Annotated in this window: 16 protein-coding genes and 5 pseudogenes; 15 read left to right on the top strand and 6 right to left on the bottom strand. The window is 67.9% G+C overall.

The genetic code is table 11. The features are described from left to right. Positions 1–11 precede the first annotated feature (11 nt). Positions 12–2,960, top strand: coding sequence for a helix-turn-helix domain-containing protein (locus ACGFNK_RS41420; RefSeq protein WP_393425190.1), 2,949 nt, complete (start codon positions 12–14; stop codon positions 2,958–2,960). Positions 2,961–3,815: 855 nt separating this feature from the next. Next, complete coding sequence (locus tag ACGFNK_RS41415) at positions 3,816–4,334, top strand: DUF1203 domain-containing protein (protein WP_393425391.1); 519 nt, start codon at positions 3,816–3,818, stop codon at positions 4,332–4,334. A 176-nt stretch (positions 4,335–4,510) separates the two neighbouring features. Here the strand turns inward: ACGFNK_RS41415 and ACGFNK_RS41410 are convergent, their stop codons facing one another. Both ACGFNK_RS41410 and ACGFNK_RS41405 read right to left on the bottom strand, forming a co-directional pair. After that, positions 4,511–4,888 carry a VOC family protein gene (locus ACGFNK_RS41410; RefSeq protein WP_393425187.1) on the bottom strand — a complete coding sequence of 126 codons (378 nt, stop codon included), beginning with the start codon at positions 4,886–4,888 and terminating at the stop codon, positions 4,511–4,513. Between the two features lie 135 nt (positions 4,889–5,023). After that, positions 5,024–5,248 (bottom strand): hypothetical protein, encoded by a 225-nt coding sequence (locus ACGFNK_RS41405; RefSeq protein WP_393425184.1) that lies wholly within the window; start codon positions 5,246–5,248, stop codon positions 5,024–5,026. Positions 5,249–5,449: 201 nt separating this feature from the next. Here ACGFNK_RS41405 and ACGFNK_RS41400 point away from each other — a divergent pair. The 3 genes and pseudogenes from ACGFNK_RS41400 to ACGFNK_RS41390 form a co-directional block, all read left to right on the top strand. Then, positions 5,450–6,193 (top strand): annotated as a pseudogene (locus ACGFNK_RS41400) (PQQ-binding-like beta-propeller repeat protein); the annotation flags it as partial. Between the two features lie 26 nt (positions 6,194–6,219). Next, complete coding sequence (locus ACGFNK_RS41395) at positions 6,220–6,759, top strand: hypothetical protein (protein ID WP_393425414.1); 540 nt, start codon at positions 6,220–6,222, stop codon at positions 6,757–6,759. A 352-nt stretch (positions 6,760–7,111) separates the two neighbouring features. Beyond that, positions 7,112–7,240 (top strand): hypothetical protein, encoded by a 129-nt coding sequence (locus tag ACGFNK_RS41390; protein WP_393425181.1) that lies wholly within the window; start codon positions 7,112–7,114, stop codon positions 7,238–7,240. Positions 7,241–7,248: 8 nt separating this feature from the next. On the opposite strand, the gene ACGFNK_RS41385 is transcribed toward ACGFNK_RS41390, so the two are convergent. Further along, positions 7,249–7,689, bottom strand: a complete 441-nt coding sequence (locus ACGFNK_RS41385) for a hypothetical protein (RefSeq protein WP_393425178.1) — start codon at positions 7,687–7,689, stop codon at positions 7,249–7,251. Positions 7,690–8,611: 922 nt separating this feature from the next. Here ACGFNK_RS41385 and ACGFNK_RS41380 point away from each other — a divergent pair. Continuing rightward, positions 8,612–9,176: pseudogene (locus ACGFNK_RS41380) on the top strand (cysteine hydrolase family protein). A gap of 266 nt (positions 9,177–9,442) precedes the next feature. Further along, the gene (locus tag ACGFNK_RS41375) at positions 9,443–9,724 is read left to right on the top strand and encodes a hypothetical protein (RefSeq protein ID WP_393425175.1); all 282 of its coding nucleotides are present in this window, start codon (positions 9,443–9,445) and stop codon (positions 9,722–9,724) included. Positions 9,725–10,385: 661 nt separating this feature from the next. Here the strand turns inward: ACGFNK_RS41375 and ACGFNK_RS41370 are convergent. Next, positions 10,386–10,633 (bottom strand): annotated as a pseudogene (locus ACGFNK_RS41370) (IS5/IS1182 family transposase); the annotation flags it as partial. A gap of 163 nt (positions 10,634–10,796) precedes the next feature. Then, a complete protein-coding gene (locus tag ACGFNK_RS41365) occupies positions 10,797–11,705 on the bottom strand; it encodes a LysR family transcriptional regulator (RefSeq protein WP_393425172.1) in 909 nt (302 codons plus the stop codon). A 70-nt stretch (positions 11,706–11,775) separates the two neighbouring features. Between ACGFNK_RS41365 and ACGFNK_RS41360 the strand changes: the two genes are divergently transcribed. From ACGFNK_RS41360 to ACGFNK_RS41340, 5 genes and pseudogenes are all read left to right on the top strand, one after another. Beyond that, positions 11,776–12,717, top strand: coding sequence for an NAD-dependent epimerase/dehydratase family protein (locus ACGFNK_RS41360; RefSeq protein ID WP_393425169.1), 942 nt, complete (start codon positions 11,776–11,778; stop codon positions 12,715–12,717). Between the two features lie 14 nt (positions 12,718–12,731). Continuing rightward, positions 12,732–13,616 (top strand): aldo/keto reductase, encoded by an 885-nt coding sequence (locus ACGFNK_RS41355; protein ID WP_393425166.1) that lies wholly within the window; start codon positions 12,732–12,734, stop codon positions 13,614–13,616. 79 nt (positions 13,617–13,695) lie between these two features. Continuing rightward, positions 13,696–14,313: pseudogene (locus tag ACGFNK_RS41350) on the top strand (response regulator transcription factor); the annotation flags it as partial. Positions 14,314–14,518: 205 nt separating this feature from the next. Further along, entirely contained in the window at positions 14,519–14,791 is a 273-nt protein-coding gene (locus tag ACGFNK_RS41345; protein ID WP_393425163.1) for a hypothetical protein, read from the top strand. Between the two features lie 316 nt (positions 14,792–15,107). Then, positions 15,108–15,734 (top strand): DUF2461 family protein, encoded by a 627-nt coding sequence (locus tag ACGFNK_RS41340; protein WP_393425160.1) that lies wholly within the window; start codon positions 15,108–15,110, stop codon positions 15,732–15,734. Positions 15,735–16,073: 339 nt separating this feature from the next. On the opposite strand, the pseudogene ACGFNK_RS41335 reads toward ACGFNK_RS41340, so the two are convergent. After that, a pseudogene (locus ACGFNK_RS41335) lies at positions 16,074–16,241 on the bottom strand (spore-associated protein); the annotation flags it as partial. Positions 16,242–16,852: 611 nt separating this feature from the next. On the opposite strand from ACGFNK_RS41335, the gene ACGFNK_RS41330 reads away from it, so the two are divergent. The 3 genes from ACGFNK_RS41330 to ACGFNK_RS41320 all read left to right on the top strand — a co-directional run bounded on the left by ACGFNK_RS41330 (position 16,853) and on the right by ACGFNK_RS41320 (position 19,074). Next, the gene (locus ACGFNK_RS41330; protein ID WP_393425157.1) at positions 16,853–17,503 is read left to right on the top strand and encodes a hypothetical protein; all 651 of its coding nucleotides are present in this window, start codon (positions 16,853–16,855) and stop codon (positions 17,501–17,503) included. A gap of 401 nt (positions 17,504–17,904) precedes the next feature. Then, positions 17,905–18,579: a transposase family protein gene (locus tag ACGFNK_RS41325; RefSeq protein ID WP_393425155.1), complete on the top strand. Its 675-nt coding sequence runs from the start codon at positions 17,905–17,907 to the stop codon at positions 18,577–18,579. Between the two features lie 66 nt (positions 18,580–18,645). After that, a complete protein-coding gene (locus ACGFNK_RS41320) occupies positions 18,646–19,074 on the top strand; it encodes a cupin domain-containing protein (RefSeq protein ID WP_393425388.1) in 429 nt (142 codons plus the stop codon). The last annotated feature ends 14 nt before the right edge of the window (positions 19,075–19,088 follow it).

Genomic DNA, 19,088 nt, shown 5'->3' with positions numbered 1-19,088 from the left:
GGGGCGTTCAGGTGCAGGACGAGCAGACCGAGCAGGCGGCGGCACTCAACGAGTTGCGCAGGAGTCTGCACGACGGTCTGGCTCGCTCACCGCTGGACAAAACACAACTCGCCCGCCGGACGGGGCTGAGCCGCACGACCGTGCAGCTGGCGTTCCAGGACGACGCCTCTACTCCGTCCGCGAGGACGGTATCGGCACTGGCCCGCGCGCTGAAACTGCCGGAGCAGGAGATGCTGCGACTGCGGCGGTCCGCCGCAGCAGAAGCCGGACCCTTTGTAGGGGGCGAGTCAGGGCCGGGCAGGCCGATCAACCAGTGGGATCCGCACGATCTGGAGGTCCACCCTGCGACATCTGCTCCGGGCGGGCGGCACTCAGGCACGATGGAGAGGCGGAGGCTGCCCGGTTATGTCCCCCGCGCGCACGACCGCGTGCTGGCGGAGGCGGTGCGCGAGGCCGCCGAGGGCAGCAGCCGGATGGTCATCCTCGTCGGTACGTCATCAACCGGAAAGACACGCGCCTGTTGGGAGGCCGTCCAGCCGCTCACCGAGAAAGGGTGGCGGCTGTGGCACCCCTTCGCTCCGACCAGAGCAGAGGCCGCCCTGGAAGACCTGCACCGCGTCCAGCCACGCACCGTTGTCTGGATGAACGACGCCCAGCACTACCTCGGCGCCCCCGGAGCCGGCGAAAAGATCGCGGCCGCCGTCCACAGCCTGCTCATACGCCCCGATCGTCAACCGGTCCTGGTCCTGGGCACTCTCTGGCCGGAGTTCGCCGAGACATACACCGCACTGCCCGCCCCCAGCAGCCCGGACCCGCACAGCCGGGTGCGGGAACTGCTCGCCGGACGCACCCTCACGGTCCCCGAGACATTCGACGAACAGGCAATGTCCATGGCGATCGCCCTGGCCGAGGGCGGGGACCGGCTGCTGGCCGACACTCTGACCCGCGCCCGCGCCGACGGGCAGGTGACACAGGACCTGGCGGGTGCCCCCGAGCTTCTGCGCCGTTACGAACGCAGCACTCCGGCCGCCAGGGCCATACTCGAGGCAGCGATGGACGCACGCCGCCTCGACGTCGGCCTCCGCCTCCCGCAGGGCTTTCTCACCGACGCAGCGATCGACTACCTCAGCGACTACGACCTCGCTCATCTGCGCGAGGACTGGGCGGAGGCGGCCTTCGCCGAACTCGCCCGCCCTGTCCACGGCAAGCAAGCCGCCCTGCGCCGCGCCACCAGCCGTCCCCAGCGCCGTCCACCCGGCAGCTCGGCACCGACCACCACGCCTCTTCCGGCAGCGGTACCGCTCTTCCGGCTCGCCGACTACCTTGAACAGCACGGCCGCACGATCCGCCGCCGCACCTGCCCGCCCGCCTCCTTCTGGCAGGCGGCCCACACCCATCTCGACAACCCCGACGACCTCCTCAGCCTCGCCCTCGCGGCCGAGCAGCGGCGGCGTCTTGAGTGGGGCCATCATCTGCTCCTCCGCGCAGCCGAGGCCGGCGGCATCTACGCCCTGAGCCGTCTGATGGACGCACGCCAGAGAACCGGGGACTGGGAGGGGGCCGAGGCTCTGGCCCAGCAAGCAGCCGATATCGGAGACGCCGGCCTCCTGCATGCTCTTGCTCGAGCGAGGGAGGCGCAGGGGGACTGCGAAGCTGCGGAGGCGCTGTTCCGGAAAGCACTGGATGCCGGTGACACCAGCGCCCTCACCAGTCTGGCCCAGCTGCAGGAGAGGAACGGGGACCGTGAGAGCGCTGCAGCCCTCTACCAGCAGGCCGCCGATGCAGGCCATCTCCACGCCTTGTATCAACTGGCGCTCGTACGGGACCAAACCGGGGAAAGCGACGCTGCCACAGCCCTCTACCAGCAAGCCTTCGATGCGGGCGTCACTCTTGCCCAATGGCCGCTGATCCGGATGCGGGAAGAGGCGGGGGACAAGGCGGGCGCCGAAGCTCTGGCCAAGCAGGCCGAACACGGCTATGAGCTCTTCCAGCTGGCCGAGATGCGGGAAGAGGCGGGAGACAAGGCAGGCGCCGAAGCTCTGGCCAAGCAGGCTGCCGAACACGGCTACACCAGCCTCCTTCACAGCCTGGCCGAGATGCGTGTGGATGCGGGGGACGAGGCGGGCGCCGAAGCTCTGACCCAGCATGCCGAAGACCACGGATACGCCGACGTGCTGTACAACCTGGCGCGGAGCCAGGAGCGGGTCGGGAACCCGACGGACGCTGAGGCCTTGTACCGGCGCGCGGTTGCCGCGGGCGAAACCAATGCCCTGCAGCGTCTGGCGTCACTGCGACAGCAAGCTGGGGACTTGGCGGCTGCTGAGGCCCTCTATCGGAAGGCACATGAAGCCGGCGACACCAGCGTTTTGAGCAGTCTGGCCGTGCTGCTGGAGAAGAACGGGGGCTTCGCGGCTGCTGAGGCCCTCTATCGGAAAGCGTATGATGCCGGCGACACCTACGCGCTGACCAGCCTCGTTGCGTTGCGCGAGAGGGCGGGAGACGGCGAGGGCGCTGAGGCTCTTGCCCGGCGAGCGGCCGACGACGGCAACACCGGGCCCTTGATGCGGCTGGCTTGGATGCGGGAGAGCGAAGGAGACCGAGAGGCCTCTGAAGCTCTGTACCGGTGCGCGACTGCCGCGGGTGACACCGGCGCCCTGAAGGAGCTGGCATGGTCCCGGGAAGAGGCCGGGGACAAGGCGGGTGCCGAGACTCTGGCTCAACAAGCCGCCGACCAGGGCTACACCAACGTTTTGCACGGCCTGGCCGCGATGCGAGAGAGCGCTGGTCAGCGGGCGAGCGCGGAGGCCCTGGCTCGGCAAGTCGCCGACGCCGGAGGCACTTTCATCATCCTCAGCAAGGCCGACCTGAGGCGGGTGATGGGCGATGAGAGGTTCATGCCCGAGCACTGGTGGCCCTACGGGCTGGATCCGGACGGCACAACGACGTCCCCCTGGCAGTGAGTAGGGCTTCCAGCGGCTGTTCTGCGGCGAAGTACTCGCCGACCCTCCGCGGTCGCGACCGGATCCGTCGGCCGCCGTCGATGTGGCCGCTGGACGCGAAGAGACCACACGTGCCCGCGCCGACGCTGGCGCTGCCGAAGTGAAGGCGGAGAGTCTGCAGACCGAGCGTGACGACCGCGCGCGCGGCCAAGACGGCCCGCCTCCGCCCACGAACACGCCGCACGCCTGCAGAGCTCCCTCGACTCCTCGCTCGCCGAATGCGAGAAGCTCACCTCGACGCTGAACACCCTCCAGGGTGAACTCGCCACCGCCCACGAGGAGACCGCAATCATCCGCGCATCGACGGCCGTCACCGACAACCGAATGGATCGCTTCCGAATACGAGGTGGCCAACGGCCAGGTGTCCGCGACGTTTGGCTCGGAGCCAGGACTGCCTCCGGCGCTGGAACCCGTACGCATCGAGGAGTACGGGTGGTACTCGCTCGTACTATCCGTACTCCTCGCCGACTGGCCCTACCGTGGTCGGACACGGCGCCATGTGCATGGGGCCGTCCCTGCGCGGCCGCAGCCGCCGCGCACACCAACCACAGCCGCCGTGATGATTCCTGCTCAGAGACAGGTCGGACACCCCAGCGGGGAATCGACCAGGCGCCGGGAACTGGAACTTGTACATGAGGCCCACGGCGCTGCGGGCCTCGCAAGAGACCCTAGATGATCGATTCCAAGGGGTCGGCGATCGTAGGCGGCCTGCGTTCAGCGGGTGTGACGTTTCCGGCCAGCCTTCTGCGTGGGCGCGCCCAACGTGACGTCCGTTTCCTGCCAGCAACCGCCCGTGCGTCGATCAAGCATGGGCACATGACCAGATACACCGTGCTCCCCGTTGACACAGCCGTCCTGAAGGAACTGCGGGTTGTCGACGACGCAGGCCGTCCCTGCGCCCCGTACGTCGCGACCGGCGACGACGTGGGCTCTCCGACGCGCTGCTGCCTGCGCCCCATCACGCTCGGCGAGCGGATTGCCCTTGTTTCGTACGCCCCGTTGCGTCGCTGGGCCGCAACGAGGGGTGCAGATCCGGGCGCGTACGACGAACAGGGTCCCGTCTTTATCCATGCCGATGACTGCGGCGGGTTCACCCCCGGCGAGAACTATCCCCTCGCTCGGCCGGGCGCACTGCGTACCGTGCGCCGCTATGACACCCGGGGCCGTATCGCAGGTGGCCGCCTTCTGGAGATTCCGGCCGACGCCACGACTGGCTTCGATGCAGCCTTCGACGATGCGTTCAACGATCCGGACGTGATGCTCGTACACGTCAGGGCACTGGAATACGGATGCTTCCACTTCGAGGTGCGACGGCCCTCCGTCAAGGAGCAGTAGCAGCCGTACGACCTGAATGATCGGCCTCCAGGGATCGGCTGCTCGTCACTCTCGCCATGATGCTGGCCATGCCATCTCCGTGCCCTCGGCATCGGCCGGCAGCTGGCGGGGCGGCTGGATAGAGCCCCGCTCTTCCGTAAGCATGCATGGCTGGGCCCGCAGCCGTCGTGAACTCCTCAATCAGCCTCCTCGACGATGCAAAAGGGGTGCCCAACCGGGTCGGTGAGGACGCGCGCCCTGGCCCCATGCGGTTGATGATCCGGTTTGCCCGCACCCAGCTCCAGCAACCGGGCTTCGACCTGGTCCAAGTCCTGCTTGACCTTGAAGCACATGTGAAGCTGCTGAGGAACGGTCTGTTCAGGCCAGCGCGGAGCGCGGTAGCCATCGACTCGTTGAAAGCCGATGAAGACTTGGTCCTCACAGTCGAGACCGGCGAAGTCAGCGTTCGACTTGGGGTGGAGTTCCAGACCGGTGGCCTGCTGATAGAACGCCGCCAAAGCCAGCGGATCCGGGCAGTCGAGGGTTATCGCGCTCAACTTCATCGGTAAGGGCATGACGCCTCCGGAGGATCAGTGGACTTTCCTGATGCACACCCTAGAGACGGCCACTTACGGCTGAGTAAGAAAACGACCACCTACATGGTCTGCCCAGGCGCAGGCTCGCAGGTCAGAACCTCACCTTGCCGGCAGTTACCTGAGGCAGGTCAATTCCACAAGAAGTGGACCAGAGCCGGCTCCCACATACAAAACCACGAAGCTGATGAACGTCAGGCACATGCTCTGCCAGGTCAGCTGTCGGCCGGTGTCCAGCGCGGCGATCGTGGTTGTGGCAGCCGAGCCGACCATGATGAGGGTCTGCAGGCGGTTGTGGATCCGCCGGTACTTGCGGCTGTCCGCCTCGTACTGCTCGACCATGCTGGCGGCGTCTTCCCGGTTGTCGACGGTCAGCCAGCCAATTCCCCGCCCCGAACGTCACGTAATGGGTCAGGGGGACGGTGACGTCGCGATCGTCGTGGACATGGGGACGATGACCGTGCGTCGGGATCCCCAGGGCGCGAGAGGTTCCCGGGCCGCCCGATACCCAACCGTCGTTCAAGCTGGTCAGGGCTGTCCCGGGTGGCCGCAAGGCCGGCGCGGAGCGCCGCCGAAGGTGCCCTTAGGGCGAGGTGGCGGCGCGGTACGACCTCGCTGAGCAACTGGCCGCGGTGGTCGACGGGTTGCTGGCGCGCGCGGCACCATGACGGTGGGAAGGGGGGCCGAACCGTGCCGGAGGATGTCGGGGACTTCGAGGACGAGGTCGTCACGCGCCTGGAACAGGAACCCGGATCGCGGCTGTGGACCCTCACGGCACCCGCGGACAGCCTGTCGCGGCCCGTGGTCGTGGGGGACCGGGTGTACCTGTCGGTCGGTGGGCGGATCACCGCGTTTGACCTGGACACCGGCGAGGAACGGTGGCGCAGCCCGTACCGCGACACCGCGCCGCGCCGCGAGTGGACGTTCACCGTGGCGGGTGGCTGTGTCGTGGTGCCGTGGGAGTGGACACCGCGACCGTCCCTCCCCGAGGGGGTCACGGTCACCGTCCTGGAGACCGAGTCCGGTACCGTACTGCGCCACATCGCCGTACCGAGGATGCTCAGCTGCGTGAGCGACGGGCGGACCGTGATCGCGGCGCACTTCACGGACCCCAACTGGGCGCTGAGCGGCTACGACGTCTTTGGTGGGGACGCGTTGTGGACGCGCCCGATGCCGTCCGACACCCAGTACCTGCGGCTGGTGGACGGCGCGCTCGTCGTGCACAGCGACACGCTCCCGCAGGTTGAAATGGCCATTGAGAAACTGCGCTTTCACGCGTACGACCCCCGCACGGGCCGTCCCCACGGCGTTGGGTGCACCGCTTCCCGACCCTGCCCGGCGGCCCCAGGCGACGCTTCTTTTCCCCGACCGATGACCTCGTCGCCGGTTCCTCCGACCGGGGCCTCCTGGCCACGGCGGGAGGCTGGCTGTACGCGGTCGACCGCCGGCAGCGGGTCTGGACCCACCGCACCGACATCCGCCGTCTGCCCCGTGTGCCACGCCCGCTGTTCCGGGCGGGCGCGCTTGAGGCGTTACGGCCCGATTGGCGGACCATGCGCTACGAACCCCGGCTCGTGTCGGGGGACGACCATGTGTACGCCCGCGTCGAGAACGACCGGGAGCGGACGCTTGTCGCCCTGGCCGAGGGACGGGTGCTGTGGCGGCGGCCGCACTGTTCGCTGGTGCCAGTGACGCCTTGCGGGGACCGGGTTCTGCTGATGGAGAGCACCCACTGCGTCGTACGGGAGCACACCGAGGTGTCGTATCGGGCCACGCCCAGTCCCTGTCCCCAACAGCACGACCATGACCGGCTGTTGATCGTGGATGCCGGAACCGGGGCGACGGTCAGGTGATGTTCCAGGGGAGATGGTGCCGTCGGCGTCGGCGCCGGCGAGGCGGGTGCCGTCGGCGTTGAAGCTCAGGGAGACGTCGTCGCGGTAGCGCCTGCGCCGGTCGCCCAGTTCCGGATTGCTGCGCCCGGACCATCGCCAGTTCCGTAGCACTTCCAGCTCCGGCAGGGGCCTGAGCACGGTGCGCTCACCGTCCCCGACATCCCGGGGCTCTCCCATACGCCGATCCACAGCGCGGCGGACATCACCACCCGGATCCGCCACGCCATCGCCCGCTTCCAGGGACGCGATCTGGTCGCTCCTGAAGCGGCACCTGGCCGACTTCGCCGCGGCCGACCTCGCCCACCTGACCCGCGTGATCAAACGGAAGCTGAAGAAGATCCAGTACCGGCCCCACCTGATCGACGGTTGCCTGCCGCCCACCTGCCTGACCATGGACTACGACGCGATCAGATCATCGGACTCCACGGTTCAACCTGAGTAACCCACGAGTCAGGGCAGGAAATCCGCCAGCTCGGCCCGCGTCTGCGCGGAGAGACGGTCGGGGTCCAGCTCGCCGAGGGTGATCCGCAGGGTCTCCGGCCTCATCAAGGGAACCGCGGCGGTGAGGAATTCCTCACTGCCATAGAGAGGTTCCACCAGCTGGAAGTACGCGGCGGCACTGACGGATTCAGTGGAGTTCAGAAGGAGGGCCTCCGTGAATTCGGCACAGCGACTGAGCAGTCCGGCGTCCTGTTCTCTCGCCTGGAGCGCCGGGCGGACCACGCCCCAGAAGACGACCTCGCGCAGGAAGTCATAGAGGTCGAACCACTCCACGTTCCCGGTCACGGCCCGTTCGACGGGAAGTCCCGACATGGCCTCGATGGCGGCCCGGGACTCCGGGACCATGCGAAGCAGAAGTCCGGGAATCTGACGCCTACCGATTTTCGGCATGGCACATCTCACCTTGCTCACTCACTCGCACCAGGCACTCGTCCATCCACCAGAGTCACTTTGCGTAACTGCACCTCGGGTACCACACGGCCTGTACTGCCAGGTCGGCTCCATCGGTGCGGCGTCGCGCCCTGGCCGGTAGGTCTCCCGCGGTCCCAAGGTCCACCCATCATGCCGGGAGACCCGCAGCGTGATGTAGGGAGTCACCCCCGGCGCCCGTGCCAGATGCAGCTTGAAGAAAAGAACCGGGGCCGGCTTCTCCTGCCCCTGGGCGTCAGCCCGGCCCCATGCGCGTACCGCATGACGACGCCGTACCGCAACGATCAAGAACCGTCACGGGGCACGCGGACTCCACGAGTTCAACCTGAGTACCCATCCCTCCTTCGCCGTCACCACTCTTGTGGGCTTGGCCCACGCCGGTGAGCTGCCCCGGCCGTGGCGGAGCCCCCAGTCCATCGCCCGTAGTTCCCAAGCGCGCCAGGTATTCGCCGGGCTGATGGCACTTTCTCCCTGGCCCGACGCTTCGACCGCGGATCATCGGTGAGTAACCTGAGGATGAGGGCAAACCCTGCGCGTTCTGGACATTGACCGCAGACAACTTCAGGTATTGGGCTGTGGAGGCCGTGCCTGCCTAGCCGTCCGCCACGGACGTTCCGGGCGCCTCGCCACCCCGCTGCCGCAGCCATCTCATGAGGGGACCGGGCGGTGCGCTGGCTGTGACGTTGTTCAGCGGTCCCGGTATGACGGCTTCGAGCGGCCGCAGTTGGTGATGATTCCATGGGGTTCCTGACGTCCTGAATTGGCCCCGGGGGAGTGGCTTGAGCCGGGATCACTCGGCGATGAGGATCTCGGAAGTCTCCACCGCGGCTCGGTTGATCCACCAGACTTGCTCTCGTTCCCCAGTGACGAAGGGACGGCAAGCATGGCGAACAGCGCGCTCCTGGTGATGGACGTCCAACAGCACATGGTGGACGTCGCCGACGACGGCTCCGGATATCTGCCGCGTCTGCGCCGGGCGATCGACGGTGCCCGCGCCGCGGGCATCCCCGTGATCTACGTGGTCATCGGGTTACGGCCGGGCCATCCAGAGGTCAGCCCCCGCAACAAGGTGATCACAAACGCTGTGCGGGCCGGCCTGTTCACCGAAGGTGACCCCAGCACCGAGATCCATCACGACATCGCGCCCCAGCAGGGCTGACGTGGTGGTCACCAAGAGGCGGGGGAGCGCGTTCTCGGGCAGCGACTTCGACTTGGTACTCAGGGCTCGCGCAATCGACAGCCTTGTTCTCACCGGCATTGCCACCAGCGGTGTAGTGCTGTCCACCCTGTGCCACGCCATCGACCTGGACTTCGGTCTCACCGTGCTGGCGGATGCCTGCCTCGACACCGACCCCGAGGTGCACCGGATGCTCACCGAAAAGCTGTTCCCGCAGTGGGCAGATGTCGTCGCCGTCGGGGACTGGCTCAAAGCCATCGCGCGACAATAGCGGGAGGGCCGTTCGGACCCTTGTGCGCGGGCAAGAGGGCATCGTCTTCCGCGCGCTGACGAAGCCGCGATGCGTCGCGATGGTCTACTTTCCCGCGCCGTTCTGCTTGGCTTTGGAGCGAGCTAGGCGGTAAGACTCGGTGCCGGTCTCGCCCGCAGCATTGCCGGCGACAAGGCCCTGACGCTCGCCCACACCCTCGCGGGTGGCGTCGACGCCACCCTGGCCGACGACCTCGACCGGTGGTCCGCACCCGGGACCAAGACCGGGTGCGCGACCTTCTGCGCGCCCGCACCCGCAGCCGCGATCTCGCCCGCGCCATCGCCGCCCTGCTCGGCCTGGCCATCAGCACCGGCCTTGTCGACGCATTCCTCTCCGGCGCCCTGGACGACTTCACCGACGATGACCTGAGCGAAGTCGACCTCACCGGAACCGATCTGGTCGGCATCTTCTGGTCGCTGGACGGCACCCGCTGGCCACGCGACACAGACATGGAGGAACTACGGGGGAGGTCCAGGAGACGTCCGCCGACTCCGGTGTCTACGTTGTGACTGAACCTCCCAGGGTCAGCGCGCGGCGGTGAAGGCGGCCACGGACCGGTTCTGACCTACCAAGGCGGCGTCAAGGCCGACGCGGCCAACGTCGTCCGCAATGGCGGACATGGAGGCGAGCACGGCTTCACTCTAGGTGGGGTAGCCGGGCCCGGCAGGGGGTTGGCACAGTGCCCAGTACGGAGAAGATCGGCAACGTCAGCGTCCAGCGGTACGAGCAGATCGTGGAGAAGCTGCGCGATGCCGTCGGAAAGTTGTCGAACCAACACCCCCAATACCCCAGCCCTCCGCCCTCCGCGATGACCCGCGCCTTCGCTGCGAGCCACGGATCTGACGGACCCGTAGGGCGGCTTCTCGTGGTCCCAGCGGTAGCGGCAGTCGAGCTCAACAAAGTCGCGGCTGTAAACCAGAGGCGGTCTCGACCGCCGCCTTGCCCGTATTCCGGTGTGCGCGGCGGCCGTTCCTTGTGGGGCAAACGACCGGCACACTCAGCGACCGGGCCGGGCTACTGTGCCCGTCGTACGGGGCCGACACCGGCCATGGCGGTCGCGCATAACCTCACCCGCAAGGTGACCCTCGCCTGATGCAGCGTCAACTTGAGGCGGTGCACGACTGACAAAGTCCGAAGCCCACGACGAGTCGTATTCCCGGCGTTTTCCTACAGGCTTGCGGCGGTGACGGTGATGGCGAGGAGCAGGCCGAGCGTGTTGTGATGATGCCCTGCTTCCGGCCGACGATCTTCTTTCCTGCATTGGTTGCCTGGCTGGTCAGGGGCGCGTTGGTGGAGGTCTTCACGCTCTGGGTGTCGATCACGGAGGCGGTCGGTTCGGGCTTGCGCCCTTCCTTGACGCGGGCCAGGTTCAGGTCGTAGTTGAGCTGGGCGAGGATTCCTTCGTCGCGCAAACGGGCGCTCTCCGCGACAGCCGGGCGCGACCACCGCGAGGTGAGTCCCCCGGCGGTCTCAGCCCGGGGCCCGGAGCGAGTCGAGAGCCGCATCGACGGTACGGCGCAGTGGACGTGCGTCTCCGCCCGCCCGCGACCGCACGTTCACCCCGTAATAGTGCTGTGTGGGTCAGGTTTCATCCAGCGTTGCTGCCTGTCCCTGGAGTGCCTGTATCAGTGTCCTGACCTGGGCGTGGTTGCGGCGGAGGATCGTGGCAACGCCGATGTGCCGGGTCGGAGTCGGCGGCGCGATTGGGACGGTGCGTAGTCCTGCTACCTGCGGGGTCTGCGCGATGGAGGGGATCAGCGAGATCCCCATGCCCGCAGCGACGAGCGAGCGGGCGAAGAAGTAGTCCGATGTCGTGCCGCGCACCTCCGGGTCGAAGCCGGCACGTTCGGCGTAGCGGCGCAGGTACGTCTCGGTCTTGAGGCAGCCGAGTACCCAGGGCTCGGCGGCCAACTCGGCGATGTCGAGTGTCTCGCGGCCGGCCAGGGGATGGACGTCGGGCAGGACGACATGCAGGGGGTCTTCCATGAGTGCAGTCCACGCCAGGCTGGAGTTCGGGCCCGGCCGACCGGGCAGCGGGCCGTCGAAGTGGTAGGCGAGGGCGAGGTCTACGGCGCCTTGGCGGACCAGTGGCAGGCTGTCTTCGGGCTCGCTTTCCCTGACGTGGACCACAGTCTCGGGATGGGCGGTGGCGAGGCGGGCGAGTGCGCCGGGTAGCAGGAGCCTGCCGCCGCTGGTGAAGGTGGCGATGGTGAGCTGAGTGCGGCCGCTGCCGAGCCGGTCGACCTGCTGTCTGGCGTATTCGAGCTCCGCGGCGACCGACTCGGCGGCCCCGACCATGATCCGGCCGGCCGGGGTGAGCGTGACTCCGCGTGTGCTACGCACCACGACCTGGGCGCCGAGGCTGCGCTCCAATGCAGCGACGTGCTGGGACACGGCTGACGGGGTGAGGTGGAGGGCTGCCGCGGCCTGGTTGAAGCTGCCGAGCTCCGCCACCGCTCGCAGGACACGCAACCGCTGCACATCGATCAACAGTATTCCTTAATACGTTTCCAGTAAGCAGGCACTTCTGCTGATGACGGTAGATGTCCAGGATGGGGGCATGCAAAAGATCTGCGTCATCGGCGGAAGCCGGTACTTCGGCAAGCTCCTGGTCCAGCGCCTGCAAGCCACCGGCCACCAGGTCACAGTGATCAATCGCGGCTCCACCCCGCCGCCTGCCGGGGCCGAGCACCTCGTCGTCGACCGCAACGACGAAGCCGCCCTGACCGCTGCACTCGGCTCGCGCACCTTCGACGTGGTCGTCGACCAGGTCTGCTACACCCCCGTGCAGGCCGCGATCGCCGCCCGCGCCTTTGGCGGCCGCACACGGCGCTACGTCATGACCTCCACCATCGAGGTCTACGACCCGGCGACCGTCGCACTGCCGGCCGTCCCCCCTGGCACACCGCTGCCGGAGGAGCTCGTGGACCCGTCCACGTGGCTGGTGGCCATGGACCTGCCGTGGCACGACGCGGCGTACCTGGAGGCGCACTACGCCGAAGGTAAGCGCCAGGCGGAGGCCGTCTTCGCTCAGCATCACGGGTTCGCTTTCGCCGCCGTGCGCAGCGCCCACGTGCTCGGTGGCGGCGCGGCGGAGTTCACCGGCCGACTGGCGCACTACGTCGAGCACGTCGCCCAGGGCACGCAGATCACCGTGCACGCCGAGGCGCTGCCCACGGTCTTCATCCACTACGAGGAGCTGGCGGACCTGCTGCTGTGGGCGGCCACGCTCACCGACGTCACCGGCCCGATCAACGCCTGCTCCGACGGTCCACTCGACGTTTACGACCTGGGTGCTGTCATCGCCGCACAGGTCGGCAGGAAGGCCGTGTACCGGAGCGCCCCCGCGGGCGAGCCGACCTCACCGTTCTCCTTCGACCGCCACTACGCCATGAGCAATGCCCGCGCGAAAGAGCTGGGTTTCTCCTTCTCTCACACCACCGACTGGCTCCCCGGTGCCGTCGCCGAAACCCTCGACGCATCCGCCGCCCCCACCGCCTGAGGAACAGACACGCCATGCAGTACCGCACCATCGCAAACACCACCGTCAGCGCCATCGGCCTGGGCGCCATGCCGCTGTCCATCGAGCACCGCCCGGACGAACAGCGGGCCATCGCCACCATCCACGCCGCCCTGGACGCCGGGGTCACGCTCATCGACACCGCCGACAGCTACTACTGGCACGCCGGCGAAGACGGCCACAACGAACTCCTCATCGCTCGCGCCCTGGCCCGCTACGGCGGCGACACCTCCCACCTCCTCGTCGCCACCAAGGGCGGCCGCGGCCGCCCCGGCGACGGCAGCTGGACCGTCACCGCCACCCCCGGCCACCTCAAGCGCGCCGCCGAAGCTTCCCTGAAGCGCCTGGGCGTTGAGGCCATCGGCCTGTATCAGCTGCACAAGCCGGACCCGGCCGTGCCCTGGGCGGAGTCCGTGGGTGCGCTGCGCGAGCTGCTCGACACCGGCACCATCCGCGCCGCCGGGATCTCCAACGTCACCACCGGCCAGATCCGCGAGGCGCACGCGATCCTCGGCGACGGCCTCGTCTCCGTACAGAACCAGTACTCCCCTGCAGTCCGCGACAGCGAGCCCGAGCTGCTGCTGAGTACGCAGCTCGGGCTGGCCTTCCTGCCCTGGAGCCCACTGGGCGGCATCTCCCGAAGCTCCCTCGATGGACCCTCCGGCCCGACCGCTGCGAGCACCGCCTTCCACTGCATCGCGGCCGAGCACGGCGTCAGCCCTCAGCAGATCGCCCTGGCCTGGCTGCTGACCCGCTCCCCGGCGGTGATCCCGGTACCGGGCGCCAGCCGCCCGGCATCGATCCAGGACTCTGCCAAGGCGGCCGAGCTTGAGCTGAGCGAGGCGGAGCAGACGCAGTTGGAAGACGCACTGCCCAGCTGAGTCGGCGCCACTTGTCGGCCGGCTAACGAAGCAGGGCCGGCTTCCCGCGGGAGGCCGGCCCTGCGGATTCACAGTTCCACGACGCCGTCATGATGTGATCCTCATGGACATCCGGATGCCCGGTGTGAACGCTATCGAGGCCACCGAGCACATCCTCGCGCAGGCCCCCGACCGGGCGCCCCGTATCCTGATCCTGACCAGCTTCGACCTCGACGAGCACGTGTACGGGGCCCTGCAGGCCGGGGACTGCGGTTTCCTGCTCAAGGACTCCGGGCCCGAACGGCTGCTCGCCGCGGTGGTCGCGGTCGACGGCGGCGACGCCCTCTCCGCCCCCAGCGTCACCCGCCGCCTGATCGAAGCCTTCGCCCGGCAGCTCGGGACGGCGCGCGGCCCGACCAAAGCGGGCGCCGCTGCTGTCGCCGGCCAGGTGCAGCAGGCAGCCGAAGACCAGAGCGCCGGTCTTGTCGGCGTACTGGCTGTCGATGAAGTCGTCCAGGTGAGCGGTCTGGTCGGCCGAACCGACGCACCGAAGGTCCTTGCCGACCGGTTGGCCCGGCGCCTGGAGGACCAGATGCGGCTGAGCGGTCCGATCCAGGACCCGGTGGGCTGGTTGGTAGGCCGTGGGTTGCCCCAGAGGCAGGACTGCGGCGACGTGCGCTGTGACGAAGGCCTGCGGCTGGACACCGGCGGTTCCTGAGCGACCTGCGACGGAGCACGGGACGCCCGGCGCGATCAGCGCCACGCGGTGGCGGCCGCCGTCGACGCTGCGATGCCGTATGCCTCCGCGGCGGAACGGCACGCGGCGACTGAGAAGCAGTTGCACGAGACCGTGACCGCCCAGGCGTGGGCCCGTGAGCCTTCGACACCGCCAACGAGCGGGTGGCCCGCGCGGGCTGGACGGGATGACGGCAACCGCTCACATGCTGCGCCATTCGATGGCTCTGCACTGGTTCTCGGTCGGGCGGCTGCTCCGTGAACGCCGCTTCGCCCATCTGGACGGCGAGGAACTGCGGGACTTCCGGGCCCAGTTCGGCGGCACCTGGCACCTGGCGCAGGCCCTGTTGGCGCATGCGGAGGTGTCCACCACGATCGACACGTACTTGGAGCCATTCCGCGACCGGGACTTCAGCTGCTTGCGGAGCTTCTTCTGGTTCCCCTTGACGATCACGATGTAGTGCGCGCCCCGGCCGAGCAGGTACTCGGCGTGCTCGCCCGCTGGTGTGCACCGCATCGCTGGTCACGACGGTGCCCGCCAGGTCGGCGACGGTCTCCAGCAGTGGCTGGAACAAGGTGATTTCGTTGGTCTTGTCGCCGACGCGGATCACTCCGTCCAGGGCGCCCGCCCAGTCGGTTCGCCACGTTTGCGGGGACGCGAACCTGGCACGTTCTGCCGGTTGCGTAGCATCGCATCCTGCGTACGCCGCGAGTCCTGGTGGCCGCCCCGTGGAGACTTGGCGGCATGGAAAGATCAGAGGGCTAGAGTTGACGGATATGCCGAGGCAGTTCGCCGGTTGGGACGAGTCAGCGTTCGACGTGTTGTTGCGTCTTGAAGGTGAGCCGTCACAAGAGGTGATGCGCGAGATCCGCAAGGATCGCGAACGTCTCGTGCGGCAGCCGATGGTCTCGCTGCTCCATGACTTGGCATGGGCGGATCCCGCGTTCGAGGACCATTCTGTGTGGCGGTACGGGAAGACACCGTGGTGGTGGCAGAACCAGTCCGCCGTGGCACGCATCGCCCGGAACGTCGAGATCGGGCTGCGCTTCAATCTGGACGGCCTGCAAGTGCAGGGTGCGTGGTGGTACGCCGACTCCGATCAGATCCGCAGGTTCAGGGCAGCGGTCGCCGCTGAGGCAAGCGGTTCCGTATTGGGCGATGTGGTGGCGGAACTACGTGGCAAGGGGTTCGAGATCACAGGGGACCTTCTGAAGCGCGCGCCCCGGGAGTACCCCACCGACCATCCTCGAGCATCGTTGTTGCGCCACCGATCGCTGCTCGCCGTGCGGTACCTCGGCTATGACGAATGGCTGCAGACGCCGGAGGTCGTCGACCGCGTGCTGGCCACGCACGAGGAACTCAGACCACTGATCAGCTGGCTGACCGACCACGTCGCCGCTTGAGGCCCACCACCGGTCTCGGGTTGGCAGGGTTCATCGAGGGCCAGCGGTGGCCGTGGTCGGGAAGATCAGGTCAGCAGCTCACCTTGATCGATGCCGAAGGGCCCGACGCCGGTTCACTTGGTGCGGGGAGGTTCGCCCGACCAAGTAGCGCTGCGTGACACAGGGCCTGCAGGGATGCTGACCCGGGCCGGAACCGCACGACTTTCGGCCAGGGCGAGCGGACCACCAGGGGCTCCCGCGCGGCCGGTGGGACTTGGGTGCCGTCCAGATGACCGTCAGCTGACGTCGGCATGGTGCAGGCCACGGGAGCCGCACGAGAACGCGGTGATCAGCGGCGGGTCAATGAGTGAAGGCGAGCCGGTGCTCCTTCAGGGCGCCGCAGTTGGAGCCCGTTACCTGCACGTTGTTGATGCTGCCGCCCCAGCCAACGCAGTGGGCCTTGCCGTAGACGTAGGTCGGCCCCGCGTACGACGTGTACCGCCCATAGTTCCTCAACCCCCTACCCCAAGGGCTGGCCCGAGGGGCGCAGCCCGTGCTGGTCCTGGCGCTCGGACGCGGACGGGAACGCCACCTGGGGCCCGACCAGCCGCCCCGTGCCGCAGTGGACCCGCCCCAGCGCCACCCCCGTGAAGACCCTCAGCCGACACGGCCACCACCACTGACGCACCTTCGTCGACGGCGTCGGCAAACGGTGTAGATGCCGGGCGGAACCTCCGCGCGATGCGAATGGCCCCCACGCGCTCGATCGGTGGGCGGTTCGCCGGGAAGGTGGCGGACTCCTGGCAGGAGAGGGGCTGTCCAGGCTTGCCAGTCCTACCAGGAGTCCGGGTGCACTATCGTCAAGTGCCAGTACTCGTCATGCCCTGCTCATGCCGGTGTGGTGATCGTCTCTCGCGGCGGCACTCCTACCCCGGTTCGACGATGACCGACGCCAGTGGGCGCACCAGTGCCATCTTGTGGACCAGGGCGACCAACTGGTCATCCACGGCCGTATAGCCCCCGGCTTCGACGACGGCTTCGTCTCCGACTCGCGTACAGCATCAGTCATTCGGTGTCACTCCGAGAACAAGTTCAACCGTTTGTTGTGTACACATCCCTCGATGGTTACCGTAACCGCCATGACAGGTCGGGGGATGCGGTGGGCGGGGCTGGTCGGCGCGGTGGGGGTGTCGCTGGCCGGGGCGTTCAGCGTGGTGCTGCCGTGGGCGAGGGGCGGAGAGCGCTCCTTCCCTGGCGTGGATGCCGGGGATAGCCTGGAGTCTTACGTCAGCGATGTGATTCACCCGGTCGTGCAGTTCTACCTGGTTCCCGTGTTCGCGTGGTCGTTCGTCGCATTCCTGCTGGCAACGACAGCGGGAGTACGGGCGTCGTGGGCTCGGTTTGTGGCTGCTGCCGTCGCGTTGTTGCCCACGGCCCTGCTGTGCCTAGGGATAATGATCGCCTCCGATCCGGGGCCTTACGCCGAGCCGTACGAGGTGCGGTCGCAATGGATATGTGCGGCTGCGATCGCCGTGCTGCTGGCGTTGCTCCTGGCCGCGGTGGTTGCCCTGCTGCGCCGCGTGTACCGGGTCTATCACTGGTTCGTCGTTGCGTTCCTCGTTGGGCTTGGGGCCCTTCACCTCGCTGCGATCGGCCTCTTCGCAGCCACACTGCACTCTGATGTGCAGGTGACTGGCTACGCATGGCTGCCTGGTGCCGGATACATCCTTGCCGGCGTCTTCGCCGCTTTCGCGGCACGTGGAGCGGCCGCATTGGCTGAAGAAGCTTGAGATCGGCTTCAGCCGTGAAGCGTTCCCGCTGCTCGCATCGTTGAGGATCTTGAGCAACCGCTCTTGATCGGTGTCGTCCGGTGACGTTCTGGAATCTGATCGTTGAGGGCGACCGGATGGCAACTTACGGGGAGTTGGGGCATCTTGCGGGACTGCACTCCTTAAAGGTGCCTGCCCCTTGAGCTGCCCTCGTTCAACCCTTCGACACGCAGGAGCTGAGGGACAACCGTGCTGTCATCCCCGGAGGACGACAAGGCTTTCCTTCGGAAGCGGCGGCGGAACTGCAGGACAAGTATGCCGAGTTGCGGTTCGAGTGCCCGACGGGGCGGTGGCGCGCCATACGCGGAGCCGCCCGACGGACGGCTCGGCGCGCATGCCATCCGGCGGACGGTTGGCCTCGCGTGAGACGGCGTACGCCTCACCACAGGACAGCGGATAGTGATGCCCCGTCAGGTCTCTGTGGACCTCCGCCGTCACCGACTGTGGCCGGTGACGGTGAGTGTGGTCAGTTCTCGGGCCGAGTGCACGTCTCCTGCCGGCGCAGGTTGAGGGATCTCCCGCTCGGTGGGCAGAGCGTCGTGATCCTGCTGCGGGTTCGGCGGTTCATCTGCGGTGACGCGAACTGTCCGCGCCGCATCTTGGCTGAACGGTTCGCGCAGCTGACCGCGCCCTATGCGCGCTTCACCACCCGGTTGAACCACATGCTGGAGCGTGTCGGGCTCGCGCCGGCAGGACGGGCCGGTTCCCGTCTGGCTGCCCAACTGGGTGTGGGAGCCGGGCGGATGACCTGCTGCGCAGGGTCATGGCACTGCCGGATCCGCAGTTCGCCACGCCGCGCGTGCACGGCGGACGATTTCGTCACCCGACGCGGCCATGCCGGTCCCGGAGGCCGGGAGCCCCGTTGCGGGGCCACGAAGAAGGTAACTGGGGAAACGGACGGCCAGGCCTTCGCGTATCGCGGAGGCCTGGCCCCTCACCCGTGGCTCGGAGCGATCCGGACCGCCGGGGTGTGGACGGCGAGGTGTGGGGGCAGTGAGTCTGTCGGGCTCAAGCCGTCAGGAGAGCCGACGAGTTGACCGATCCGGAGGGGGATTTCCGTGAGCAGTACGTCTCGGATAGGCAAGGTCCGCAGAGCGTTCGTCATGACCGGCTGTGCGGCCGCACTGGCTTTCGGGTCGACGTCCGCGCTCGCCACTCCCGGCAGCGGGGTCACCGGTACGATCCTCGCCAAGGGCACGTCGGCCGGAACGCTGAAGGTCAAGGCCAAGGGGCGTACGGACGTCATCGTGCGGTCCATCACCATCGCACCGGGCGGCTCCACAGGCTGGCACTACCACTCGGGCCAGCTCATCGCGGTCGTCAAGTCGGGCACACTCACCCGCACGTTGCAGGACTGCTCAGTGGAAGTCACACCGACGGGCACATCGTTCATCGAGCCGGCCGGAGCCCGTCACGTCCACATCGGCCGCAACCTCGGCACCGAGCCGGTCGAGTTGTACGTCACCTATCTCGTGCCCGAGGGCAGCCCGCTGTCCGTCGACGCGGACGCGCCCGCGTGCGCCGGGGGATAGGGACACGGCGGGGA

Origin of the sequence: Streptomyces sp. NPDC048825 (genome assembly GCF_043198355.1) — a bacterium.
GTDB classification, from domain to species: domain Bacteria; phylum Actinomycetota; class Actinomycetes; order Streptomycetales; family Streptomycetaceae; genus Streptomyces; species Streptomyces xiangluensis.
This window is presented reverse-complemented; position numbering and strand designations above follow the sequence as displayed.